Genomic DNA, 23272 nt, shown 5'->3' on the forward strand with positions numbered 1-23272 from the left:
GGAACGTGGCTCAGCCCGAGACACCGGACGCCAGGATGGTCGAAGCGCTCCGCGCTTCGCTCAAGGAGGCCGACCGGCTGCGGGAGCGGAACCGCAAGCTGACCGCCGCGCTGCGGGAGCCGATCGCGATCGTGGGGATGGCGTGCCGGTACCCCGGCGGCGTGCGCTCGCCGGAGGAGCTGTGGGACCTGGTCGCGGAGGGCGGGGACGGCATCACCGGCTTCCCCGCCGACCGCGGCTGGGACCCCGCCCTCCACGACCCGGCACCCGGCGCCGAAGGCAGGAGCTGCACCGCCGAAGGCGGTTTCCTGCACGATGCGGGGGAGTTCGATGCGGGGTTCTTCGGGATCAGTCCGCGTGAGGCGTTGTTGATGGATCCTCAGCAGCGGTTGTTGCTGGAGGGTTCGTGGGAGGCGCTGGAGAGTGCGGGTATCGATCCGGGTTCGCTGAAGGGGAGCCGGACCGGTGTGTTCGCGGGGGTGATGTACCACGACTACTTCGGGAGCTTCGGCTCCGGGAGCATCGTCTCGGGGCGGGTGGCGTACACCCTCGGTCTGGAAGGCCCGACGCTGTCGATCGACACCGCCTGCTCGTCCTCCCTCGTCGCCCTCCACCTCGCCGCCCAGGCCCTGCGCCAGGGCGAGTGCACCCTGGCGCTGGCCGGCGGGGTCACGGTCATGGCCTCGCCCGGCACGTTCGTCGAATTCAGCAGGCAGGGGGCGCTCTCGCCCGACGGCCGGTGCAAGTCCTTCGCCGACGGCGCGGACGGCACCGGATTCGCGGAGGGCGTCGGCGTCCTCGTCGTGGAGCGGCTGTCGGACGCGCGGCGCAACGGGCACGAGGTGCTGGCCGTCGTACGGGGCAGCGCCGTGAATCAGGACGGTGCGTCCAACGGTCTGACGGCGCCCAACGGCCCGTCCCAGCAGCGGGTGATCCGGCAGGCGCTGGAGAGCGCGGGGCTGACGCCGGCCGATGTGGACGTGGTGGAGGCGCACGGTACGGGCACCACGCTCGGCGACCCGATCGAGGCCCAGGCACTGCTCGCCACGTACGGCCAGGACCGGTCGGCCGACCGGCCGCTGTGGCTGGGCTCCGTCAAGTCGAACATCGGCCACACACAGGCCGCCGCCGGTGTGGCGGGTGTGATCAAGATGGTGCAGGCCATGCGCCACGGCGTACTCCCCAGGACCCTGCACGTGGGCGAGCCCTCGCGGCAGGTCGACTGGACGGCGGGCAGCGTCGAACTGCTCACGGAGGAGCGGGCGTGGCCGCAGGCCGCCGGGCGTCCGCGCCGGGCGGGCATCTCCTCGTTCGGCATCAGCGGCACCAACGCCCACACCATCATCGAGGAAGCCCCGGCCGCGCCCGCACCCGAGCAGCCGGGGCAGCCGGGACAGCCGGAGGCCGGCCCCGTGCCGCCCGTCCTGATCTGGCCGCTGTCCGCCCGCGGCCGGCAGGCCCTGCCCGCCCAGGCCGAGCGCCTCCACGCGTTCGCCGAGGCGCGGCCGGAGCTCGGACCGGCCGCCGTCGCCCGGTCGCTGGGCACCCGGCGGGCCGTCTTCGGCGACCGCGCCGCCGTCGTGGGCACCGACCGCGCCCAGCTGCTCCGCGGCCTGCAGGCCCTGGCCGCCGGCGAGAGCTCGCCCGCCGTGGTGCAGGGCACCGCGCGCAAGGGCGGGCGCACGGCGTTCCTCTTCACCGGGCAGGGCGCCCAGCGGCTCGGCATGGGCGCCGGGCTCCGGGCGGCCCACCCGGTGTTCGCCGAGGCCTTCGACGCGGTGGACGAGACGCTCGGCACCGGCCTGTCCGCCGTCCTCTTCGGCACGGACGCCGACCGGGTCGACCTGACCCTCCACGCGCAGACCGGCCTCTTCGCCTACGAGGTCGCCCTCTTCCGGCTGCTGGAGTCGTGGGGGATCCGCCCCGGCCTCCTCGCCGGGCACTCGATCGGCGAGCTCGCCGCCGCGCACGTCGCGGGCGTCCTCACGCTGGAGGACGCGTGCACCCTCGTCGCGGCCCGCGGGCGCCTGATGCAGGCGCTGCCCGCAGGCGGGGCGATGGTCGCGGTCCGGGCGGGCGAGGAGGAGATCCTCCCGCTGCTCACCGGCGGGGTGGCCCTCGCGGCCGTCAACGGCCCCGGGTCGGTGGTGATCTCCGGCGAGCAGGACGAGGTCATGCGGATCGCGCAGGGCTTCGGGAAGACCAAGCGGCTCAAGGTCTCGCACGCCTTCCACTCGCCGCTCATGGACGGCATGCTCGACGGCTTCCGCGCCGTCGCCGAGAGCGTGACGTACCACGAGCCGCGCATCCCCGTCGTGTCGAACCTGACCGGGCGGCCGGCGGGGAAGGGCCTGCTGTCCGACCCCGCCTACTGGGTCCGCCACGTGCGCGAGCCGGTCCGCTTCGCGGCGGGCGTACGGGCCCTTGCGGACGCCGGCGCCACGCGCTTCGTGGAGCTGGGGCCGGACGCCGTCCTGACCGGCATGGCCCGGGAGAGCGTCCCGGAGGGGACCTTCGTCCCCCTGGGCAGGCGGCAGGGCGAGGAACCGGTGGTGCTGGCGCAGGGCGTGGCCCAGCTGTACGCGGACGGCCTCGCGCCCGACTGGCGGGCCCTGTACCCCGGCACGGCGACGGCGCCCCTGCCCTCGTACGCCTTCCGCCGCCGGCGGTACTGGCTCGCGGCGGACGTCCCCCTGACCGTCGGCGCGCTCACCGCCCAGGAGGAGCCCGAGGCCACGGAGGAGTCCGCGGATGCGCAGCCTCTGCAGGACCGGCCGGCAGCCGTTTCCCCGGCCGGGCAGGAGGAGCTGCTGACCGGTCTCGTACGGGCCCGCACGGCCGCCGTGCTCGGCCACGCAGGCCCCGAGGAGGTCGACCCGGAGACCGGGTTCCTGGAGGCCGGGATGGACTCGGTGTCGGCCACGGAGCTGCGGCACGCGCTCGCCGGCGCGACCGGGCTGACGCTGCCGGCCGGAGCCGTCTTCGAGCACGGCACCCCGGCCGCGCTCGCCGCCCACCTGCGCACCAGGCTCGCCGGCGGCGGCCGGGCACCCGCCGCGGAGGAGGCCGCGGAGTCCGAGTCCGTCAGCGGCCTGCTGCGCCGCGCGGCGGCCGGCGGGAACATGATGAAGGGGATGGCCCTGCTCAACGCCGTCGCCGAGATCCTGCCCGGCTTCTCCTCCGCGGCCGAACTGGGCGCGCTCGAGCGGCCCGTACGCCTCGCGCAGGGCGGCGAGGGCCCCAAGCTGATCTGTTTCCCCTCGCCGATGGCCCTCGGCGGCGCCCAGCAGTACGCGCGCTTCGCGGCGCACTTCCGGGGCCGCCGGGAGGTCGTCGTACCCGCCGTGCCGGGCTTCGGTGAGGGCGACGCCCTGCCGTTGTCGGTCGACGCGGCCGTCGAGGTGTTCGCCGAAGAGGTGCGCACCGCTGCCGCGGGCGAGCCCTTCGTCCTGGTCGGCTACTCCTCCGGCGGGCAGTTCGCCCACGCGACCGCCGAGGTGCTGGAGAAGGCGGGCACCCCGGCGCGGGCCGTCGTCCTGCTGGACACCTATCTGCCCGGCGGCGACGGCAAGGACGAGCTCTGGCGTCAGATGTTCCAGGGCATGCTGGACCGGGAGTCCTCCTTCGGCCGGTTCAGCGCCGCCCGGCTCGCCGCGATGAGCCGCTACAGCGACCTCATCACCGGCTGCATGCCCGGTGCGCTGTCCGCGCCCGTCCTCTTCGTCCGGCCGGCGGAGTCGTTCGCGACCGGAGCGGGGACGGACGACTGGCGCGCCGTGTGGGAGGGCGAGCACGTGCTCCGCGAGGTGCCGGGCAACCACTTCACGATCCTGGAGGAGGCGGCCGCCTCCACCGCCGCGGCCGTGGACGCCTGGCTGCCTTCCCTCGGCGGCTGACACTTCCACAGCTGACGAAACGTCACCGGCGCTGTCCGGTACCGCGATCCGCGGTGCCGGACAGCGCCGGTGCGCGTCAGTGCGGCTGCAACGTCAGCAGGCCCGCGGCGAGGAACTCGCCCACCCACCCGTTCAGTTCGGCGCGGATCCCTTCCTCGTCGCCGCCCCAGAGCGGGGCGAGCTCCGCCGCCGCACGCCCGGGGTCCCAGTCGTTCTGCTGCAGGGCGATCCACATCGACGTGCCCAGCGGTCCGCACCGGTGCCGGATGCCCGTGCGCGGCGAGAACAGGTCGAGCCGGCCGTCGGGCAGGACCCTGGCCATCAGATCCGGCTCGGCCCGTAAGCCCTCCACCACCGCCTTCTGCGGCGGCTGTTCACCGCCGAGGCGGCGGGCCGTTCGGCGAATCGAATGCAACACCATGGATCCTCCCGGCTGGGACGCAACCTGGACGGGCGCCCTCGTGGGTCCGCACCGCCCGTGCGGCGGCCCGCATCGCTCTCGACGCTACCGAGGGTCGCCTCCCTGCGGAACCACGCTGACTGAACTCGGCAGACGGAGGAAACGGGTGCCGGGAGGTGGAGAAACCTCTACCCCCAAGACACCCTTCAGCGTCATTCTTTCGGACCCGCCCGGCTCCTAGCGTTGTCACCAGGTCACGCGGGGTGCGTGACAGTCCGGTGGGGAGTCTCGGTGCACACACGAGAAGACGTGCGACCAACGACCGCGGTGCGGCTGCAAGCGGTCCGGAAGATCTACGGCAAGGGCGACAACGAGGTGGCCGCGCTCAAGGAACTGAGCATGTCCTTCGGCACCGGCACCTTCACCGCCGTGATGGGCCCGTCGGGCTCCGGGAAGAGCACCTTCCTGCACTGCGCCGCCGGCCTCGACCAGCCCACCTCGGGTTCGGTGACGGTCGGCGACGTGGACCTCGCCGGGCTGGACGAGGTGCAGCTGACCAAGCTGCGCCGCGACCGCATCGGCTTCATCTTCCAGTCCTTCAACCTGCTGCCCGCGCTGACCGTGATGCAGAACATCGTGCTGCCGCTGAAGCTCGCCGGTAAGCGCCCGAACAAGAACCAGATCCTCATGGTGGTCAACCGGGTCGGCCTGGCCGAGCGGATCAACCACCTGCCGGGCCAGCTCTCCGGCGGCCAGCAGCAGCGCGTGGCCATCGCCCGCGCCCTGGTCACCCGGCCCGACGTCATCTTCGCCGACGAGCCCACCGGCGCCCTGGACACCCGGACCGCCGCCGCGGTGCTCGCCCTGCTGCGCGAGTCGGTCTCCTCCATCGGCCAGACCCTGGTGATGGTCACCCACGACCCCGTGGCCGCCTCCTACGCCGACCGCGTGGTCTTCCTCGCGGACGGCCGGTTCGTCGGCGAGCTGCACCGGCCGACCGCCGAGGCGGTCGCCGCCCGGATGACGCGCCTGGGCGCCTGGGACGACGAGACCCACGAGCCGTCCGCGACGGTGGCTGGGGGCCTGCACTGATGTGGGCCCTGGTCTTCCGCACGCTGAAGTTCCGTAGGACGGGATTCATCGCCACCTTCCTCGCGATGTTCCTCGGCGCCGCGATCGTCATGGGCTGCGGGGGTCTCCTGGAGACCGGCATCCGGATGGCCGCACCGCCGCAGCGGCTCGCCGCCGCACCGGTCGTGGTGACGGGCCAGCAGAAGCACGGCGGCACCGCGCTCAGCGAGCGCAACCGCATCGACCCGGGCCTGGTCGACACCGTCCGCTCGGTGCCCGGGGTCCGGCAGGCCGTCGCCGACGTGTCCTTCCCCGCGACCGTCCTCACGGGCGGGAAGCCGGTCGCCGGCAGCTCCGGCTCCGCCGGGCACAACTGGGACAGCGCCCAGCTGACCCCCTACGCCCTCAAGCAGGGCGCGGCCCCCGCCCGCAACGGCGAGGTCGTCCTCGACTCCGGCCTGGCCTCCCGCTCGGGAGCCTCCGTCGGCTCGAACGTCGAGCTGGCCGCACACGGCACCACGCAGAAGTACGTCGTCACCGGCATCGTGGACCGCAAGGCCGGCGGCAGCGCGGATCCGGCGGTGTTCTTCTCCGGAGCCGAGGCCCTGCGGCTGGCCGCGACCGACGGGAAGATCGACTCCATCGGCGTGCTGGCCGCACCGGGCACGAGCGCGGCCGCGCTCGGCAAGGCCGTCGAAGCCGAGGTGGGGGATGGTGTCACCGTCCTCACCGGCGAGCGGCGGGGGCTCGCCGAACTGCCCGGCACCCTGGCCAGCCAGCAGACGGTCACCATCCTGGCGTCGATCTTCGGCAGCTGGGCGATCCTCATCGTGATGTTCGGCGTGGCCTCCACCCTGGGCCTGTCGCTGCAGCAGCGCCAGCACGAGATGGCCCTGCTCCGCGCCATCGGCACCACCTCCCGGCAGGTGCGCCGGATGATCCTCGGCGAGACCGCCGTGCTGTCCGTACTGGCCACCGCCCTGGCGGTCCTGCCCGGCCGGTACCTCGGCGAGCTGCTCTACGGCCAGCTGACCGGGCACGGCGTCGTGTCGGACGCGGTCGCCTTCCGCGAGGGCTGGATCCCGGTCGCCGTCGGCGCGGTGGCCGCCGTCGCCGCGGCCCTGGGCGCGACGCTCTTCGCCGGGCGGCGCGCCGCGCGGACCAAGCCCGTCGCCGCGCTCGCCGAGAGCGCGACGCAGACCCGCTGGTTCACCGTCCCCCGGCTGCTGCTCGCCCTGTTCTTCTTCGCCAACGGCATCCTCCTGTCGATCGTCACGGCCACGGTGATGGAGGACGGGCCGTCCCTCGCGAGCACCGCCGGCCCCGCGTCCGTCCTCTTCGCCATCGGCCTCGCCCTGCTGGCCCCCGGCATCACCAAGGGGATCGTGACCGTGCTGCGCCTGCCGGTCCGGCTGCTGACGGGGCTCTCCGGCGAACTCGCCCTGCACAACGCGGCGACGCGCAACGTCCGCATGGCGGGCGCCGTCGCCCCGATCATCCTGCTGATCGGCATCGCCACCGGCACCCTGTACATGCAGTCGACGGAGGACAGCGTCTCCGCACGCAGCTACGCCAAGAACGTGCTCGCCGACTACGTGGTCGACTCGTCGGCCGGGGGCTTCGGCCCGGGCTTCGTCGAACAGGTCCGCGGCGTCCCCGGGGTGGCCGGCGCCTCCGAACTGGTCTCCTCGGACGGGAAGGTCGAGAAGAACGGCGGCTCCGACATCGCCCTGCGCGGCGTCTCCGGGGCCGACGCGGACAAGACCCTCGCGGTCGGCCCCGTCGCCGGATCGCTCGACGGACTGCAGGGCAACACGGTTGCCCTGTCGGACAAGCAGGCGCAGAAGTTCGGCGTCCGCGTCGGGGACACGCTGCCGGTGCGCCTCGGCGACGGCACCCGCACCGACCCGAAGGTCGTCGCGCTCTTCCCCGACAACCCCAAGCAGCAGTACCTCCTGCTGCCCTCCGCGGTCCTGGCCCCGCACACGACCGCCGGTCTGCCCGAGCAGATCCTGGTCCGCGCCGTCGCCGACGCCGACCGCGGCGCCCTGCAGGAGAAGCTCGACCGGCTCGCGGCCGGCCGGCCCGGCGCCGAGGTGGCCGGACGCGCCACGCTGACGAGCCAGAACAACCAGATCCAGCAGATCCTGGTCTCGGCGAACTACACCATCGTCGCCATGATCGTCGGCTATGCGGCGATCACCGTGATCAACGCGCTGGTGGCGGTGACCCGGCAGCGCAACCGGGAGTTCGGCCTCCAGCGGCTGACCGGCGCCACCCGCGGCCAGGTGATCGGCATGCTGAGCGTCGAAGGCGGCCTGGTCGCCGTCATCGGGACCGTGCTCGGCACCGTCGCCGCTGCCACGACCATCGTCCCGTACAGCCTCGTCAAGAACGGCACCCCGATGCCCGAGGGATCCATCGGCATCTACCTGGCGATCATCGGGGGAGCCCTGGCCCTCATCTTCGGCGCGACGCTGGTGCCGTCCTGGCGCGGGATGCGCACCCCGCCCATCGAGACGGTGACCAAGCCCGCCTGACCGGACGGCGGCCCCCCGGCCGCCGTTCCCCACGGACGTCTTTCCCGGGCGGTGCCCCCGTAGCCGCCCGGGAAAGACCCGTCTCCAACGAGCGCCGCACATAGGCGCATTGTGGACGCCGGACGGCTTCCCCTAGCATGCGGACACCAAGACCACCTATCCTGATGAGGACGACCGGGACCTTGACCGACGCTCTCGGCGCATGGCGCGCCCGGGCCCGCCGCGCGGGCGCCGACATGGCGGTCGGAGCGGCGATCGCGGCCGGATCGATGGTGGCCTTGTCCCTCTTTCTGGTCACCGCCTACTTCGTGATCCTCTTCGTCATCGGCATCGGCGCCGTCGCGCTGCCGATCGTCACCAAGGGCGTCCGGTGGCTGTGCAACCTCAACCGCCGCGCCGCCGGCCGGGTGGGCGTCCCGGTCGCCGTCCCCTACCACCCGGAACCCCAGGAGTTCGAGAAGGACATCGTCGGGTGGATGCGCCGCTGCAAGTGGATCCTCATGGACCCCGCCACCTGGCGCGACCTGCTGTGGCTGCTGCTCAACACCGCGGCCGGAATGATCGGCCTCGTGCCGGCCGCCGTCCTCTACTACGCCCTCGAAGGGCTCGCCGTGGGCGCCGGGCTCTGGCAGCCCATCCTCGACGCGAACGGCAGCGGCCGGTGGTACTGCTTCATCACCGTCGACAGCTGGCCGAGCGCCCTCCTGGCCCTGGTGGCCGCGGGCGGCCTGCTGTTCGCCTGGCTGTGGGTGAGCCGGCCGGCCCTCAAGGCGCACGCCTACTTCACCCGCTTCCTCCTCGGCCCGGCCGAGCGCACCGTGCTCGCCTCCCGCGTGCGGCACCTGGCCGAGACCCGGAGCACCGCGCTGGACACGCAGGCGGCCGAGCTCCGCCGCATCGAACGGGACCTCCACGACGGCGCCCAGGCCAGGCTCGTGGGCCTCGGCTTCACCCTCGGGGCGGTCGAGCGGAACATGGACCGCAAGCCGGAGGAGGCGCGGCGGCTGCTGCGCGAGGCGCGCGAGTCCTCCGTCCTGGCGCTCAGGGAGCTGCGCGACCTCGTCCGCGGCATCCACCCGCCCGTGCTCGCCGAGCGCGGCCTCGCCGACGCCGTGCGCGCCCTGGGCATCGACAGCCCGCTGGAGGTCGTGGTGGAGGCGGACGTCCCCGGCCCCCTGCCGGCGCCGGTCGAGTCCGCCGTGTACTTCTCCGTGTCGGAGCTCCTGACCAACGCCCTGAAGCACTCCGGGGCGGACCGCGTCGAGATCGCGCTCCGCCACGAGGGGGACGTGCTGTACGCCCGCGTCGCCGACGACGGCCGCGGCGGCGCCGACGTCGGCGGGGGCACCGGGCTGCACGGCATCCGCCGCCGCCTGGCGACTTTTGACGGAACCCTGGACATCAGCAGCCCCGTGGGCGGTCCGACCGTGACGAAAATGGAGATACCGTGCGCGTTGTCCTCGCCGAAGACCTCTTCCTCCTGAGGCAGGGGCTCATCCAGCTCCTGGAGGCCTACGACTTCGAGGTCGTTGCCGCCGTGGACAACGGCCGGGACCTGTCGGCGGCCCTCGCCGAGCACCGGCCCGACATCGCGATCGTGGACGTGCGGTTGCCCCCGACGTTCACCACCGAGGGCCTCCAGGCCGCGCTGCAGGCCCGCCGCGACATCCCGGGGCTGCCGATCCTCGTGCTCTCCCAGAACGTCGAGCAGATGTACGCCAGGGAACTGCTGGCCGACGGCACCGGCGGCATCGGCTATCTGCTGAAGGACAGCATTTTCGACAACGACCAGTTCATCGACGCCATCAGCCGGGTGGCGGCCGGCGGCACCGCCATGGACCCCGCGGTGGTCGCCCAGCTGATGGTCAGCCACGCGCGCGACGAACCCCTCGGTGCCCTCACGGCGCGCGAGCGGCACGTCCTGGAACTCATGGCCGAGGGCTGCTCCAACATGGCCATCGCACAGCGCCTGACCATCAGCGAGGGCGCGGCGGCCAAGCACATCTCCAACATCTTCGCCAAGCTCATGCTGCCGCAGGACAGCGACAGCAACCGTCGCGTCCTCGCCGTTCTCGCCTACCTCAACGCCTGACCGGCCGCGCCGTCAGTGGATGCGGACCATCCGGACCGGTGAGCTGCGCACCACGTCCGGATGCGGGTCCCCGGGCGCGTCCAGGCCGTAGAGCACTCCCCGGAGCTGCAGCGCGCCCCGGTGCCGCGCCCGCACCCTCGCCTCGACCGTCGCACCGGACCCCGAGGACACCGTCCGGCCGCAGCCGGCCGTGCGCCAGGCGGCCGCGCCGAGCGCTCGTTCCTGGACGCAGGCGCGCAGGTAGCGCGCCCGGTCGTCGTCGCCGTCCCCGCTGATGCGCAGGGCCTGCCCGGCGCGGACGGGACGGCCGGGCGCGGTGATCGCCATCGCCCCCTCGGCGGCCGCGGGGTCCGCGGCGAGGGAGAGCGTGGCGACGCCGAGGAGCGCGGCCGCGGCGGCGCGGGGGAGGAGGCGCTTGGGGTCGAGTGTCATGGCCCACCCTTCTGCGATCCGGTCCTTCACATGGAATTTTTCCGGGGAATTCATATTTTCCGCGCCAACTCCCCTTTGAACCACTGTTATTGGTACGGTCCGGGCGAATGAGACGATACGTTCCCAGGAGGCGCCGGCCGTGGACACTTCGCCCCTCTCCGGCCGCCCGCCCGGCACCCGTGCGGCAGTCCGGAAATGACACTTGCTATATTGCGCAACTGTGAAAGTTGCGAGGTCGCCGCGGGCGCGGCGGCCGGACCGATGGGGAGCACGTATGGGCCGTAGGCGGACCGAGAAGCCAGGGAAGCGGACGCGGCGGGCCGGCACGGCACTGCTCGCCCCGGGAGCGCTGCTCCTGGCCGGCGCCGTGGTGGACGAAGCGGCCGGAGCCGGCCTCGGCCGGATCTTCGCGCTCTCCGCCGCGGCCGCCGCCGCCCTCGCCGCGGTGCTGTGCGCCCGCGCCCACGCGTGGTGGGTGCTCGCCGCGCCGCCCCTGGTGATCGCCGCGGTGGCCGTCGGCGCCCAGCTGGTCGCGGCCCCGGCCGGCCCGGGCGGCGGCACCCTCGCCGCGGCGGCGCACTGGGCCCTCGACACGTTCCCCGCCATGGCGGCGGCGGAGGCCGCGGCGGCCCTCGTCCTGGCCGTGCGCACCTTCCGCCCCGGCCGGGGAAGGAGGGCCTGCCATGCGTGAGCCGTACCGCCGCGACCCCTACCGGCCCGACGGCCGGACCCGCTCCCCGGGCGCAGGCCGCGGCCGCCCGGCCGTCCGCCCGGCACCCCGCAGGCGCCGCTCCGGCCGCCCCCTGCGGCCCGGCCGCGCGGTCCGCATCGCGATCTGCCTCACCTCGGCGGCCGTCATGCTGACCAGCGGCGTCGGCTGGTGCGCGTACCACTGGCTGGACCGAGGGGTGAACACCTCCAGCGCCCTGGACGCCCTGCGCGACGGCGCGCCGCGGGGCCGCGGCGACGCGGTGAACCTGCTCCTGATCGGCCTCGACAGCCGCAAGGACATGAACGGCAACGACCTGCCCAAGGAGTTCGTCCAGGACGAACTGCACGCCGGCTCCAGCGACATCGGCGGCTACAACACCAACACCCTGATCCTCATGCACATCCCGGCCGGCGGCGGCAAGGTGACGGCGTTCTCGATACCGCGCGACGACTACGTCGAGATCGCGGGCGGGCGCGGGGAGCACAAGATCAAGGAGGCGTACGGGATCGCCAAGGCCGAGGCCGAGGAGAAGCTGTCCGCCCAGGGCGTCAAGGGCGCCGAGCTGGAGCACCGCGGCCGCGAAGCGGGCCGCGAGGCCACCCTGGCCACGGTCCAGCGCTTCCTCGGCGTGCCCATCGACCACTTCGCCGAGGTCAACCTGCTCGGCTTCTACGACATCGCCAAGGTGGTCCAGCCCGTCCAGGTCTGCCTCAAGCACCCCGTGCGCGACCGGTACTCCGGCGCGGACTTCCCCGCCGGGCCGCAGGAGCTCGACGCCCGCCAGGCGCTGTCCTTCGTGCGGCAGCGGCACGGCCTGCCCGGCGGCGACCTCGACCGCACCCACCGCCAGCAGGCGTTCCTGTCGTCGGTCACGCACAAGCTCAAGGAACAGGGCGTGTGGAGCGACTTCGGCAGGCTGCAGGGGCTGTTCGACGTGATCAAGAAGGACGTCGTCATCGACAACCGCTGGAACATCCTCGACTTCGCCCGCCAGGCACCCAACCTCACCGGCGGCAACGCCGAGTTCCACACGCTGCCCATCGAGGGGTTCGCCACCCGCAAGGGAGAGGCGGTCAACCTCGTCGACCCGGAGAAGGTCAGGTCCCTGGTCCGGGCGATGACCGGGCAGAAGGCGGGACAGAAGGCGGGGCAGGGCGACGGCGCGCAGGTCGCCGGTCCGCAGCACCAGGGCGGCGGCTCGGGCGGCTCGAAGGGATCGGGGGGCGACGACGCCAAGGGCGGCGGCTCGGCCCCCGTCTCCTCCGACTCCTTCCAGGGCCCGCCGGTGAAGATGGGCGGCGTCCCCTGCGTCGACTGACCGCCCCGGGGAGCGCGCCTACGCCCTCCCCTTGGTGACGACGAGGATCCGCTCGTAGTGCTTCATCTCCTCGATGTCCTCCACGAACGGGCGGATCTCGGCGAAGAAGGGCCGGAAGTGCGGCCCTTCCCGGAACCCGTGTTCGTGGTCCTGCACGGACGTCCACTCGATCCGCAGGACGAACCGCTCCGGCTCCTCCACCCCGTGCGCGAGCTCGTAGCCCAGGCACTGCGGGGCCGCGTACAGGTGCTCGGCGGCGGCCGCGTACGCCTTCTCGAAGGCGGCGCGCCGCTCGGGATCGCCGATGCGGTAGCGGATGTACTCGACGGTCACGGGGCCTCCTCTTGCCGCGCCCTGCGTCAGCTGCCGAAGCCGACGTGCACGTGGTCGTGGTGGGTGTCGTCGGAGAAGAACGGCCGCCCCGGGCTCCCGCCGGCCGGCAGGACCGGGCCCCCGACGTTGTACGAGCCGGTGGCGACGGCGTCGCGCATGAACGCCTCGATCAGCGCGCGCGGCGTCGCCCGGTCGACCACCGCCCGGTCGTCGATCCGCCACACGTCGAACGCCCGGCCCGGCGGGTGGTCGCTGGGCCGGTCCGTGCCGAAGACGTTCATGGGGTGGCCGGAGCGCACGACGCTGACGTCGAAGCGGTAGCGCTCCGCCAGCTTCAGCATCGACCGGAGCACGCCGTCGTGCACGCCCCCGTTGCGGATGTCGGCCTCGGCGGCCGCGGGCAGCCGGATCCGGCGCTCGGCCAGCACCCGGCGCGCCGCCTCCGGCAGCGAACGGGCGGCGGGGCCCGGATCGGCGGGGTGCAGCCCGCCCACCGACCAGGGAGCCCCGGCCGTCGCACCCTGCGCGAGGCGTACGTCCACGGTCGTCCCGCCCGACACCACGGGCCCGCCGCCCTTGCGCGTCCATTGCCGGCACAGCACCAGAATGCTCGCGGAGTCGGCCAGGATGCCGCCGTACTGGGCGTCGGTCACGTGCACGACGGCCTCGTCCGCTCCGGAGAGCAGCGGGCCGGCCTGCCCGGCGAGCCCGGGCGGCAGCCCGAGCGCCGCCACCCGCTGCCGCGCCTTCTCCGCACCCCCGGCGCCGCGCCCCCAGGTGCCCAGGGCCTCGACCAGCCGGACGGCGCGCAGCTTCACGTCGGGCCTGATGTCCGAGGGGGCGGGGCGCCAGGCCACGGGGCGGGGGAGCCCGGCGGCCGGTGACGGCGGGCTGCTGCCCATGGTGTTGCGCGGGGGCGCGGTGCCGCACCCGGACACGCCGAGGGTGAGCCCCGCGGCTCCCGCGAGGACGGCCCGGCGGCCCATCCCCACGGGGTTCGTGGCGGCTGCGGGGCGCGGGTCGCAGGGCATGCGCCGTTCCTCCTCCGGGCTGCGTCCGGCCAGGGCCTGGCCTCAAGTCTCGGGCCCGGCCGCGGGCGCCGCATCCGGCACTGCGCCACCCGGGAAATACGCTCCGGCAGGCACGATTTACCGGCCCCGGAGCCGGGTCACGGGGATCTTGCCCGCCCGCTCCGCCGTCGGCTACCGTCGATTGGTGCAAGGGGAAAGTATCTGAATGTGCGGCAGGAAAACAGCATGGCGATAACCGGCTCCCGGCACAGGAGAGGTCTATGCCCGCCAGCCAGACCAGCACTCCCTCCTCCACGACACAGCTGATCAGCGTCGTTCTTCCCTGTTACAACGAAGAAGCGGTCCTCGGCCGTACCCACGACCGCATCGCCCGCGCCCTGCGCCCCGCGGAAGGCGTCCGCTACGAGGTCATCTACGTGGACGACGGCAGCGCCGACTCCACCTGGAATCTCATCCGCACGTTCACCCGCGAGTCCCCGATGGTGCGCGCGGTCCGGTTCAGCCGGAATTTCGGCCACCAGGCGGCCTGCCTCGGCGGTCTGAAGGAGGCCCGGGGGGACGCGGTCGTCCTCCTCGACGCCGATCTGCAGGACCCTCCCGAAATCATCCCGGAAATGGTGGCCCGCTGGCGCCAGGGCTGGCGCGTGGTGTCCGCACGGCGCACCGCGAGACACGGCGAGACCGCCTTCAAGAACTTATCGGCCTTCGCCTTCTACCGGCTCCTGGACCGGCTCTCCGACCACCCCGTGGCATTCGACACCGGGGACTTCCGGCTCCTCGACCGGGAAGTCGTCGACCTGCTCACCGGGCTGACGGACCGGGAGCTCTTCCTGCGCGGCGCCGTCAGCTGGGCGGGCTTTCCCGAGACCGCGATCGAATACCAGCGGGAGCCGCGGGCCGCCGGCGCCTCCAAATACACCCTGCCGAAAATGCTCGCCCTCGCCCGCAGCGCCTTCCTCACCGGCGGATCCGCCCTCCCGCTGCGGATTCCCCTCTGCACGGGCTCGGCCTCGCTCGCGGGCGCGCTCGTCATGGCGCTGACCCGCCGGGGCCGGCCCAAGGCCCTTCCCCTCGCCCTGTTCGGCGCGCAGTCGCTGGCGGTGGGCGTCGTGGGGGAGTACCTGCACGCGGTCCTGCGGCAGGGGCAGGGCCGCCCCGCCTACGTGATCAGTGAACGGATACGGAGCACGATTCCCGGGGCCGTCCTCGCCTCGGTCGAGGAGGTCGCGTGATGCACACGGACGTCATCGTCGTCGGCGCCGGATTCACCGGCCTGTCCGCCGCCCTGGAGCTCGCGGAGCTCGGCCACTCCGTGCAGCTCCTCGAACGCGACCCCGACATCGGCGGCCTCGCGGGGACCTTCACGGTCGGCGAGCGCCGCCTCGAACGCTTCTACCACCACTGGTTCGCCTCCGACGAGGAAATGCTCCGGCTCTGCGCCCGGCTCGGCATATCCGACCTGATGGAACCCCACCTGACGCGCACCGGCATGTATTACGCCAACTCCGTCTACCGCCTGTCCAAACCCCTCGACCTGCTGCGCTTCGCCCCCCTGCCCCTCGTCGACCGGCTCCGGCTCGGCCTGCTGACCGTGCGAGCCCAGCGCGTGCGGGACTGGCGCCTGCTGGAGCACCGCACCGCCGAGGAGTGGCTGGTCTCCCTCGGCGGCCGCCGGGTCTACGACGTCGTCTGGCGGCCCCTGCTGGAGGGGAAGTTCGGCGACCACGCGGCGGAGGTCGGCGCCACCTGGATGTGGACCAAGCTGCACCTGCGCGGCGGCAGCCGCACGCGCTCCGGCAGCGAGACCCTCTACTACCTGCGCGGCGGCAGCGACGTCCTGCTCACCGCCCTGCGCAAACGCCTCGCCGACCACGGCGTCGACATCCGCACCGACACCGCGGTGCGGGGCGTCGTCACCGACGGGCGCCGGGTCACCGGCGTGCGCACCGGGGGCGGGGAGTTCCTCCCCGCCCGCAGGGTCCTGCTCACCGTCGCCCCGGAGCTCGCCGCCGGGATGCTGGAGGAGCAGAGCGACACCCACCCCTCCGTGCCACCCCTCCTCCGGCAGCTCCGCAGGATCCGCTACCTGGCCAACATCTGCCTGGTCCTGGAGAACAACCGCCCCCTCTCCGACACCTACTGGCTCAACGTCAACGACCCGTCCTTCCCCTACGTCGGGGTGATCGAGCACACCAACATGGACGACCCGGCCCGCTACGGCGGCCGGCACATCGTCTACCTCTCCAAGTACCTCCCGGCCGACGCCGAGCTGTACCGGATGGACGACGAGCAGGTGTTCGAGCACAGCCTGCCGTACCTGCGGCGGATGTTCCCCGGCTTCGACCGGAGCTGGGTCGACGCCCACCACGTCTGGCGCGCCGACCACGCCCAGCCCGTCATCACCCCCGGCTACACCCGCGTCATGCCCCCGGTGCAGAGCCGTGTGACCGGCCTCTACCTCGCCGGAATGGCACAGGTCTTCCCCGAGGACCGCGGCACCAACTACGCCGTCCGGGACGGCCGCCGCGCCGGGCGCCTCATCGCCGACCGGCTGCGCACCGAACCCGGCGACCGGCACACCTTCCCCGAGGACACCCATGCCTGAGCACGAGGACGCCCATGCCTGAACTCATCTCGCTCGACCAGGCCGAACACCTCGGCATCGACCAGGTCCACGCCCTCTACGAGAAGTACGTCAGCCGCAGCCAGGTCTCGCTCATCGGCTCCTTCGGCTTCGGCCGCGACCTCGTCGACAGCGCCGAGGGGGCCTGGATCACCCTCCGCGACGGCCGGCGCATCCTCGACTTCACCGGCGGCATCGGCGTCCTCAACCACGGCCACAACCACCCGCGCATCCTCGCCGCACGCGACCGCTTCCGCCGGCGCCGCCGCATGGAGGTCCACAAGAACTACTTCTCGCCCTACGTCGCGGCCCTCAGCCACAACCTGGCCGCGCTGCTCCCCGGCGACCTCGACATCTGCTACTTCCCCAACTCCGGTGCGGAAGCCGTCGAAGGCGCCGTGAAACTCGCGTACAAATACCACGGCGGACGGCGCGGCACGGTCCTGCACACCGACATCGCCTTCCACGGCAAACTGCTCGGCGCCGGCAGCCTCACCGCCTCGCCCGAGATCCACTTCGAATTCCCGCGGATCCCCGGGACCGACTCCTTCGCCTTCGGCGACCTCGCCTCCTTCGAACTGGCCCTGGAACGGCACCGCGACGCCACGGGGCGCAGCGACGTCTACGCCGTCGTCCTCGAACCGTTCAGCGCCTCCGCCCTCCGCGAGAGCCCGCCCGCATTCCTGCGCGAGGTCCGGCGGCTGTGCACCGAACAGGACATCGTCCTGGTCTTCGACGAGGTGTACACCGGCTGGGGCAAGACCGGCGAGCTCTTCCACTTCATGCGCTGCCCGGGCCTCGTCCCCGACGTCCTCACCATGTCGAAGTCCTTCGGCGGCGGGAAATCCTCCATCTCCGGATACGTGGCCCGTGAACCCGTCTTCCGGAAGGCCTACGACAACCTCGGCGACGCCACCTTGCACAGCACCACCTACTACGGATTCGGCGAGGAGACCGCCACCGCGCTGGAAGCCGTCTCCGTGGCCGTCGAGGAGGACTTCCCCGGCCGCGCCCGAAAACTCGGACAGCTGCTGTCCGCCGGCCTCGCCCGCATCGCCGAGCGCCACCCCCGCCTCGTGGCCTCCACCACCGGCCGCGGCGCCCTCCACGGCGTCTTCCTGCGCCCCGGACCGGGCATCCCGGACCGCATCCGCACCGTGCTCCCCGCGGCCGCCCGCGACCCCCAGGCCGTACCCAAGCTGCTCACCGCCGCCGTGATCGCCGCCCTTTACCGCGACCACGGGATCCTCACCTTCTTCGGCTCCAACCGCGACATCGCCCTCGTCGTCTCACCGCCCCTGGTCGCGGGCGAGGAGGAGGCGACCGCCTTCCTGCAGGCCCTGGACGCCGTGCTCGCCGAGGGCGCGACCCGGCTGCTGGCCGCGTTCCTCAAAGAGAAGGTGACCGGATGATGCGCGGCGCACTGCGCGCGAGCGGCCTGCGCTCGTACTGGCTGCGGCAGTACGCCTGCCTGGGCGACCCCCGGGCCCGCGCCGCCGCCGAGACCCACGTGACCGAGACCCTGAGCACCCTCCCGCTGCCCTACCGGGCCGGCTACGCCCTCGCCCTGCGCCTGCTGCCCGCCGCCTTCTTCGTCGTCGCCGGGCGCGGGCTGCGGAGCGCCTCCGCCGCCGAGGGCCGCCGCGGCATGCAGCGCCTGGCCGCCCTGCCGGGCTTCGCGGACGTCGTGCGCTCCGGCACCGCGCTCGCCCTGCTCGGCGCGCTCGACGGCCGCCCCGCACAGCGGCGGACCGCACCCGCGGAGGCGAGCCGGTGAGCCTCCGGTCCCCGCGCGGGGCGCACACCTGCGACAGCGACGTCCTCGTCGTGGGGTCCGGCGCCGGCGGCAGCGTCGTCGCGCGGGAGCTGGCGGCCGCGGGGCGGCAGGTGACCGTCCTCGAAGAGGGCTCGCGCATCGGCACCGACCGCATCGCCGCCGCCACCCCCGCCGAGAACATGCGCCGCCTCTACCGCCAGGGCGGCCTGACCCCCGTCTTCGGCACGCCCACCCTCGCCTACGGCGAAGGCCGCTGCGTCGGCGGCACCACCGTCGTCAACGGCGGGCTGCTGTGGGACCCCCCGCCCGCCCTGCTCAACCGCTGGGCCGCGGAAGGCGGCATCGGCGGGTACCGGGCCGCCGACCTCGCCGGGCACCTCGCGGCCGTCGCGCGCCGCCTCGGCGTCGCCGCCCAGCCGCACGGGGACGGCAACCACGACTCCCGGCTGCTCGCGGCCGGCGCCGAGCGCCTCGGCTGGCGCTGGCAGCCCTCCCACCGCGCCGTCCGCGGCTGCCTCCACCGCAACCGCTGCACCACCGGCTGCCCCAGCGGCGCCAAGCAGAGCATGGCCGTCAGCTACCTCCCGGAGGCCGAGGCCCACGGCGCGCGCATCGTGCCCGGCACCCGCGTCCTGCGGATCCTGCACGAGGACGGCGAGGTCCGCGGCGTCCTCGCGGCGGGGCCCGGCGGCCGGACGCTCGTCCACCGCGCCCGCGAGGTCTTCCTCGCCGCGGGTCCCCTGCAGACGCCCGCGCTCATGCAGCGCAGCCGCATCCACCGGGAGACGGCCGGGCGCGAGCTCTCCCTGCACGTCAACCTCCGGACCGTCGCCCGCTTCGACGAGCCCGTCCACGCCGACCGGGGCACCATCTTCACCGCGCAGGTCCACCACTTCGCCGACGACGGAGTGCTGATGATGCCGTCGAACGTCACCCCCGGCACGCTCGCCGCCGCCCTTGCGAGCCGCCCCCCGCAGCTCCTCGACCGCCTGCTCGCCGCCTTCGGCCTGCTCGGGTCGTACACCACGCAGGTCCGGCTGCAGGGCAAGGCCCGGCTGCGGGCCGTGCCGCGGGGCGGGCTGCTCCTGCGGCACGGCATGACGTCCGCCGACCACAGCCGGCTGCGCGAGGCGTTCCGGCGCACCGGCGAGCTGCTCTTCGCCGCGGGGGCGCGGGAGCTGATCCCGCCCGCGGCCGGAGCACGCCCCCTGCACACCCCCGCGGAGGCCGCGGAGTTCTGCCGCCGCGTGCGCCCCGCCGACTGGGAACTGGTGTCCGTGCACGGCATGGCGTCCGCCCGCATGGGCCTGCCGGAACGCGGCGGCGTCTGCGACGGGCACGGCCGCCCCCACGGCTTCCGGCGGCTGCGGGTGTGCGACGCGAGCGTCCTGCCCGGCGTCACCGGCATCAGCCCGCAGGGCACCGTCATGGCGTTCGCCCACGAGATCGCCGAACGCTTCCTGCACGCCGGGGCGGGGTGCCCGTGACCGACCCGGCAACGCGGGCACCGGCCCCCGCACAGCACGGCGGCGGAAGCGCCGCCCCGATGTTCACCCCGGCCGCCGTCGCCGCCTCCTGCGCCGGCTTCGTCCTCATCGGCGCGCTCCAGTCCCTGTACGGGCCCGCGATCCCCGCCCTGCGCGAGGAGTTCGGCCTGACGCCCTCCGCCGCGGGGCTGGCGCTCAGCGCCCACTTCGTCGGCGGCGTGACCGGAGTCCTGCTCTTCAACCGCATCCACGGGCGCACCGGCAACCGCGTGCTCCTCGGCTCCTCCTACGCGCTCATGGCCCTCGGCAGCGCCGCCTTCGCCTTCGCCCCGGTCTGGCCCGTCGCCCTCGTGGCCGCGCTCGTCACCGGCCTCGGCTTCGGCGGCATCGACTACGGACTCAACCAGCTGTTCGCCGTCGGCTTCGGCCACCGCAGCACCGCCATGCTCAACGTCCTCAACGCCCACTTCGGCATCGGCGCCGTCGCCGGCCCCGCCCTGATCGGCCTGCTCGGGCCGGACCGGTACCCGGTGGTCTTCCTCGCCTTCGCCGCCCTCGCCGCCGCCCTCGTCCTCTTCCTGAAGGGCGTCGGCGACAAGGACCCGGCCGCGGCCGGCGCGGCCACCGCCCCCGGCGGCCCGCCGCGGGCACCCGGGCGAAACGGCCGGGCGGTGCTGCTCCTGGGCGCGTTCGTCCTGCTGTACGTGGTGCACGTGGGCGTCGAGGCGGGCGTCGGCGGCTGGGAGCCCACCCACCTCGAAACCGTCGGCTACGGCGCCGCCACGGCCGCGTCCGCGACCTCCGTCTACTGGCTGATGCTCACGGCCGGCCGGTTCCTGGTCGTGCCCCTGGCCGTCCGCCTGTCCGAGCCGGTGATCGTCGTCGTCAGCTGCGCCGGCATGACGGTCTGCGCGGCGGCGGCCGCCGCGCCGGGCCTCGCCCCCTACGCCTACGCGGGCGTGGGCCTGTTCATCGCGCCGGTCTTTCCCACCGCCCTGCCGTGGCTCAACCGCACCGTCCCCACCGCCCGCCGCGCCGCGGCCTATGTGATCGCCGCGTCGATGGTGGGCGGCGTCGCCGCGGGACCCGCGCTGGGCAGGGCGATCGAGCTGTCGGGCGTGCGGGCGGTGCCCCTGGTGCTGTGCGGCATGACGGCGGTCTGCGCAGTGGCCGCGCTGGGGCTCGCCCGGGCCACCCGCCGGCCGCGGCCGGACGCTCCGCTCGCCCGTGCGAGTGATATATAGCCGACCGGTGACGGTGTAGAGCCGCGGCCGGCCCCGCGGCGCGCGACGATGCCGGGGCGGGGGTTTCGTACGCATCCACCCCGGCCTTGAACCGTTTCCCCCTTGCGTGGAGGTGCCGTGTACACCACCGAGCCAGTCGCCAACACCCTTGCCCCGTCTCCCCAGGAGGACCAGCTGGCCGAGGACTACGCCAGCGTCCTCGGCACCCTCTCCCGCATCGACGAGGCGGTGCGCGAAGGCGCCTGGCAGGGGGTGCGCGACGAACTCGACCAGCTCATCAGCGCCGCCGAGGACATGTGGTCGACCCTGACCGACCCCGACCCCAGCGCGGATGACGCGGACGCCGACCGGCGCCGCTTCCCGGTGACGGCCGACCCCGCCACGGTCCGCCGCCTGGTCACCACCTACGCCGAGCCCTACGCGATCGGCCGCCTCCTCTACCCGTCCAACGGCGCCACCCCGCCCGAACTCCGCCCCCGGCCCGCCACCGAGGACCCGGCCCTCCACGACGCCCGTCCGGAGGCGTGGACCTGACCCACCGGCATTTCCGGACGACGGCGGCCCCCGCGGGCCGCCGTCGCCGCTTTTAAAAACTTTTTGCCGATGTGAAACCCTTTGCGGCATACTGATCATTCTCCCCCCACCGCATCGACCACCCCCTTTTTCTTTCTGTGTGAGGGCCTCTGCCCCATGGGCGTATTTCTGCGTGCCCTGCGTGCACTCGTTCTGCTCGCGGGTTTCTATCTCCTGTGTTTCGTCGTGCTCGGCGTCTTCGCCGGAATCGGTGCCGCCGCTTATTGGCGGGGTGTGAACCCCCTCGCCCTCAAAATCACCGTCGTCCTCGCGCTGCTGGCGTTCCCCGTCGTCCGGGGAATGCTGCTCCTGCGCACGCCCAAGGACGACGGCGAGGACGGACTTCCCGTCAGCGAGGCCCAGCAGCCGCGGCTGTGGGCCGCCGTCCGCGAGGTCTCCGGCGCCGCCGGCACCCGTATGCCCGACGAGATCCTCCTCACCGGCGACGTCAACGCCGCCGTCACCGAGAACGCCCGCATGCTCGGCCTCCTGCCCGGCCGCCGCCGGCTCTACCTCGGCACACCCCTGATGACCGGCCTCGACGAGGCACAGCTGCGCGCCGTCCTGGCCCACGAGTTCGGCCACTACGGCCATGCCGACACCCGCCTGTCCGCCATCACCGCCCGCGGCCGCCACGCCATCGCCCGCACCGTGAACGCCTTCACGGAGAAGGCCGAGCAGCAGGCCGAGAAGGAACGGCTGCGGCAGGAGAAGGCCGCCGCCAAGGCCGTGCGCAAGGGCCGCAAGGCCAAGGAGATCGACACCGCCGGCGCCGGGTGGACCTACCGCCGCATGGTCAAGCTCTTCACCGCCTACGGCCTGTTCGCCCTGCGGGCCACCCGCAGCGACGGCCGCCGCCAGGAGCTCGCCGCCGACCGGCTCGCCGTGCGGATCGCCGGCCGCGACGCCACCGCCTCCGCCCTCCGCGAGACCGCGGTCCTGGCCGCCGCCCACGACTTCTACCTCCGCCGGTACGCCACCTGCGGCATACCCGCCGGCCTCCTGCCCCCGTACGGCCAGTTCCACGGCGGCCTGGCCCGGCTGCTCGCCGAACCCGCCCGCCAGGCGGAGCTCGACGAACTGCGCCACGACCTCCCCGTGGAGGAGCCCTCCCCCTACGACGCGCACCCGCCGACCGCCGAGCGGATCCGCCTCATCGAGGCCCTGCCCGACGACGGCCGCGGCGGACACCCCGCCGGGCCCGCCCTGGCCCTCCTGCACGACCCCGGGCGCGTCCTCGCCGAGCTCGAAGCGGCCACCCTCACCGAGGAGGCCCTGCACATGCGCCGCGCGGACTGGCCCGAGCTCGTCCACCTGGGCATCCGCGCCCGCCACGAAGCCGACGCCGAGCCCCTGCGGCACGCCCTCGCCCGGGTCACCGGCGGTCACACCGGCCTCCACGCCCTCCTGGACGCGGCCGACCGCGGCGCCCTGTGGCAGATAGCCGACGGCCTCCCCAAGTCGCGGGCGGCCGAGCAGGCCAGTGGCCGGGCCGCACGCGAATTCCTGCGCCCCGCCCTGCTCGACGCCCTCTCCAGCCTCGTGCTGCTGGAGCTCGCCGACGCCCGGATGGCCTGGTGGGAGCTGTCCTGGGCCGAGAGCGCGCGACTGCGCCTGCCGGACGGCTACGACACCTGGCTGCAGCCGGCCGTGGAGGCGCTCGTCGCCGACGTCCCGGACACCGCACCACTGCGCCGGCTGCTGCCGCAGGCCTCACCCGCCTGACGCCCCGCCGGTCACCCC

At 73.7% G+C, this 23272-nt stretch carries 19 protein-coding genes; 15 read left to right on the plus strand and 4 right to left on the minus strand.

The features are described from left to right. The first annotated feature begins 5 nt into the window (after nucleotides 1-5). Nucleotides 6-3896: a type I polyketide synthase gene (locus ACFPP6_RS00680; RefSeq protein ID WP_382035688.1), complete on the plus strand. Its 3891-nt coding sequence runs from the start codon at nucleotides 6-8 to the stop codon at nucleotides 3894-3896. Nucleotides 3897-3972: 76 nt separating this feature from the next. Here ACFPP6_RS00680 and ACFPP6_RS00685 read toward each other — a convergent pair whose 3' ends face one another. After that, the gene (locus tag ACFPP6_RS00685) at nucleotides 3973-4317 is read right to left on the minus strand and encodes a PqqD family protein (protein WP_382035691.1); all 345 of its coding nucleotides are present in this window, start codon (nucleotides 4315-4317) and stop codon (nucleotides 3973-3975) included. Nucleotides 4318-4587: 270 nt separating this feature from the next. On the opposite strand from ACFPP6_RS00685, the gene ACFPP6_RS00690 reads away from it, so the two are divergent. From ACFPP6_RS00690 to ACFPP6_RS00705, 4 genes are all read left to right on the plus strand, one after another. Beyond that, nucleotides 4588-5388, plus strand: coding sequence for an ABC transporter ATP-binding protein (locus tag ACFPP6_RS00690; RefSeq protein ID WP_382035694.1), 801 nt, complete (start codon nucleotides 4588-4590; stop codon nucleotides 5386-5388). Further along, nucleotides 5388-7907 (plus strand): FtsX-like permease family protein, encoded by a 2520-nt coding sequence (locus ACFPP6_RS00695; RefSeq protein ID WP_382035697.1) that lies wholly within the window; start codon nucleotides 5388-5390, stop codon nucleotides 7905-7907. Before ACFPP6_RS00690 ends, ACFPP6_RS00695 begins: the two co-directional genes overlap by 1 nt. 164 nt (nucleotides 7908-8071) lie before the next feature. Further along, nucleotides 8072-9391: a sensor histidine kinase gene (locus ACFPP6_RS00700; RefSeq protein WP_382035699.1), complete on the plus strand. Its 1320-nt coding sequence runs from the start codon at nucleotides 8072-8074 to the stop codon at nucleotides 9389-9391. Then, nucleotides 9355-9999, plus strand: coding sequence for a response regulator (locus tag ACFPP6_RS00705; RefSeq protein ID WP_058041692.1), 645 nt, complete (start codon nucleotides 9355-9357; stop codon nucleotides 9997-9999). Before ACFPP6_RS00700 ends, ACFPP6_RS00705 begins: the two co-directional genes overlap by 37 nt. A gap of 12 nt (nucleotides 10000-10011) precedes the next feature. On the opposite strand, the gene ACFPP6_RS00710 is transcribed toward ACFPP6_RS00705, so the two are convergent. Beyond that, a complete protein-coding gene (locus ACFPP6_RS00710; RefSeq protein ID WP_382035702.1) occupies nucleotides 10012-10431 on the minus strand; it encodes a hypothetical protein in 420 nt (139 codons plus the stop codon). A gap of 274 nt (nucleotides 10432-10705) precedes the next feature. Between ACFPP6_RS00710 and ACFPP6_RS00715 the strand changes: the two genes are divergently transcribed. Then, complete coding sequence (locus ACFPP6_RS00715) at nucleotides 10706-11122, plus strand: DUF6542 domain-containing protein (RefSeq protein WP_382035705.1); 417 nt, start codon at nucleotides 10706-10708, stop codon at nucleotides 11120-11122. Next, complete coding sequence (locus tag ACFPP6_RS00720; protein ID WP_382035708.1) at nucleotides 11115-12461, plus strand: LCP family protein; 1347 nt, start codon at nucleotides 11115-11117, stop codon at nucleotides 12459-12461. The genes ACFPP6_RS00715 and ACFPP6_RS00720 overlap by 8 nt, the downstream gene beginning before the upstream one ends. Nucleotides 12462-12479: 18 nt before the next feature. Here ACFPP6_RS00720 and ACFPP6_RS00725 read toward each other — a convergent pair whose 3' ends face one another. Both ACFPP6_RS00725 and ACFPP6_RS00730 read right to left on the minus strand, forming a co-directional pair. Then, nucleotides 12480-12794, minus strand: coding sequence for a putative quinol monooxygenase (locus ACFPP6_RS00725; RefSeq protein ID WP_382035710.1), 315 nt, complete (start codon nucleotides 12792-12794; stop codon nucleotides 12480-12482). Between the two features lie 26 nt (nucleotides 12795-12820). Further along, nucleotides 12821-13825: a hypothetical protein gene (locus tag ACFPP6_RS00730; protein WP_382035713.1), complete on the minus strand. Its 1005-nt coding sequence runs from the start codon at nucleotides 13823-13825 to the stop codon at nucleotides 12821-12823. Between the two features lie 260 nt (nucleotides 13826-14085). Here ACFPP6_RS00730 and ACFPP6_RS00735 point away from each other — a divergent pair, with 260 nt between their 5' ends. The 8 genes from ACFPP6_RS00735 to ACFPP6_RS00770 all read left to right on the plus strand — a co-directional run bounded on the left by ACFPP6_RS00735 (nucleotide 14086) and on the right by ACFPP6_RS00770 (nucleotide 23254). Further along, a complete protein-coding gene (locus ACFPP6_RS00735) occupies nucleotides 14086-15057 on the plus strand; it encodes a glycosyltransferase family 2 protein (protein WP_382035716.1) in 972 nt (323 codons plus the stop codon). Beyond that, a complete protein-coding gene (locus ACFPP6_RS00740) occupies nucleotides 15057-16430 on the plus strand; it encodes an NAD(P)/FAD-dependent oxidoreductase (RefSeq protein WP_382035719.1) in 1374 nt (457 codons plus the stop codon). The genes ACFPP6_RS00735 and ACFPP6_RS00740 overlap by 1 nt, the downstream gene beginning before the upstream one ends. Nucleotides 16431-16444: 14 nt before the next feature. Beyond that, the gene (locus ACFPP6_RS00745; RefSeq protein ID WP_382035722.1) at nucleotides 16445-17860 is read left to right on the plus strand and encodes an aspartate aminotransferase family protein; all 1416 of its coding nucleotides are present in this window, start codon (nucleotides 16445-16447) and stop codon (nucleotides 17858-17860) included. Continuing rightward, the gene (locus ACFPP6_RS00750; RefSeq protein WP_382035725.1) at nucleotides 17857-18225 is read left to right on the plus strand and encodes a hypothetical protein; all 369 of its coding nucleotides are present in this window, start codon (nucleotides 17857-17859) and stop codon (nucleotides 18223-18225) included. Before ACFPP6_RS00745 ends, ACFPP6_RS00750 begins: the two co-directional genes overlap by 4 nt. Next, on the plus strand, nucleotides 18222-19712 hold the full coding sequence (locus ACFPP6_RS00755; protein WP_382035728.1) for an FAD-dependent oxidoreductase: 1491 nt from the start codon (nucleotides 18222-18224) through the stop codon (nucleotides 19710-19712). Before ACFPP6_RS00750 ends, ACFPP6_RS00755 begins: the two co-directional genes overlap by 4 nt. A 59-nt stretch (nucleotides 19713-19771) precedes the next feature. Next, nucleotides 19772-20956 carry an MFS transporter gene (locus tag ACFPP6_RS00760; RefSeq protein WP_382036763.1) on the plus strand — a complete coding sequence of 395 codons (1185 nt, stop codon included), beginning with the start codon at nucleotides 19772-19774 and terminating at the stop codon, nucleotides 20954-20956. 117 nt (nucleotides 20957-21073) lie between these two features. Further along, nucleotides 21074-21490: a hypothetical protein gene (locus ACFPP6_RS00765; protein ID WP_336006243.1), complete on the plus strand. Its 417-nt coding sequence runs from the start codon at nucleotides 21074-21076 to the stop codon at nucleotides 21488-21490. A 156-nt stretch (nucleotides 21491-21646) separates the two neighbouring features. Continuing rightward, a complete protein-coding gene (locus ACFPP6_RS00770; RefSeq protein ID WP_382035731.1) occupies nucleotides 21647-23254 on the plus strand; it encodes a M48 family metalloprotease in 1608 nt (535 codons plus the stop codon). Nucleotides 23255-23272 lie beyond the last annotated feature (18 nt).

This window comes from Streptomyces aureoversilis (genome assembly GCF_042657885.1).
Lineage (GTDB): Bacteria > Actinomycetota > Actinomycetes > Streptomycetales > Streptomycetaceae > Streptomyces > Streptomyces aureoversilis.

Excerpts from the sequence above, each read along its gene's own strand:
- ACFPP6_RS00740 (WP_382035719.1), top strand. The coding sequence starts at position 15,057 with ATGCACACGGACGTCATCGTCGTCGGCGCCGGATTCACCGGCCTGTCC.
- ACFPP6_RS00715 (WP_382035705.1), top strand. The coding sequence starts at position 10,706 with ATGGGCCGTAGGCGGACCGAGAAGCCAGGGAAGCGGACGCGGCGGGCC.
- ACFPP6_RS00695 (WP_382035697.1), top strand. The coding sequence starts at position 5,388 with ATGTGGGCCCTGGTCTTCCGCACGCTGAAGTTCCGTAGGACGGGATTC.
- ACFPP6_RS00750 (WP_382035725.1), top strand. The coding sequence starts at position 17,857 with ATGATGCGCGGCGCACTGCGCGCGAGCGGCCTGCGCTCGTACTGGCTG.
- ACFPP6_RS00710 (WP_382035702.1), bottom strand. The coding sequence starts at position 10,431 with ATGACACTCGACCCCAAGCGCCTCCTCCCCCGCGCCGCCGCGGCCGCG.
- ACFPP6_RS00720 (WP_382035708.1), top strand. The coding sequence starts at position 11,115 with ATGCGTGAGCCGTACCGCCGCGACCCCTACCGGCCCGACGGCCGGACC.
- ACFPP6_RS00685 (WP_382035691.1), bottom strand. The coding sequence starts at position 4,317 with ATGGTGTTGCATTCGATTCGCCGAACGGCCCGCCGCCTCGGCGGTGAA.
- ACFPP6_RS00745 (WP_382035722.1), top strand. The coding sequence starts at position 16,445 with ATGCCTGAACTCATCTCGCTCGACCAGGCCGAACACCTCGGCATCGAC.
- ACFPP6_RS00770 (WP_382035731.1), top strand. The coding sequence starts at position 21,647 with ATGGGCGTATTTCTGCGTGCCCTGCGTGCACTCGTTCTGCTCGCGGGT.
- ACFPP6_RS00735 (WP_382035716.1), top strand. The coding sequence starts at position 14,086 with ATGCCCGCCAGCCAGACCAGCACTCCCTCCTCCACGACACAGCTGATC.
- ACFPP6_RS00730 (WP_382035713.1), bottom strand. The coding sequence starts at position 13,825 with ATGCCCTGCGACCCGCGCCCCGCAGCCGCCACGAACCCCGTGGGGATG.
- ACFPP6_RS00760 (WP_382036763.1), top strand. The coding sequence starts at position 19,772 with ATGTTCACCCCGGCCGCCGTCGCCGCCTCCTGCGCCGGCTTCGTCCTC.
- ACFPP6_RS00700 (WP_382035699.1), top strand. The coding sequence starts at position 8,072 with ATGAGGACGACCGGGACCTTGACCGACGCTCTCGGCGCATGGCGCGCC.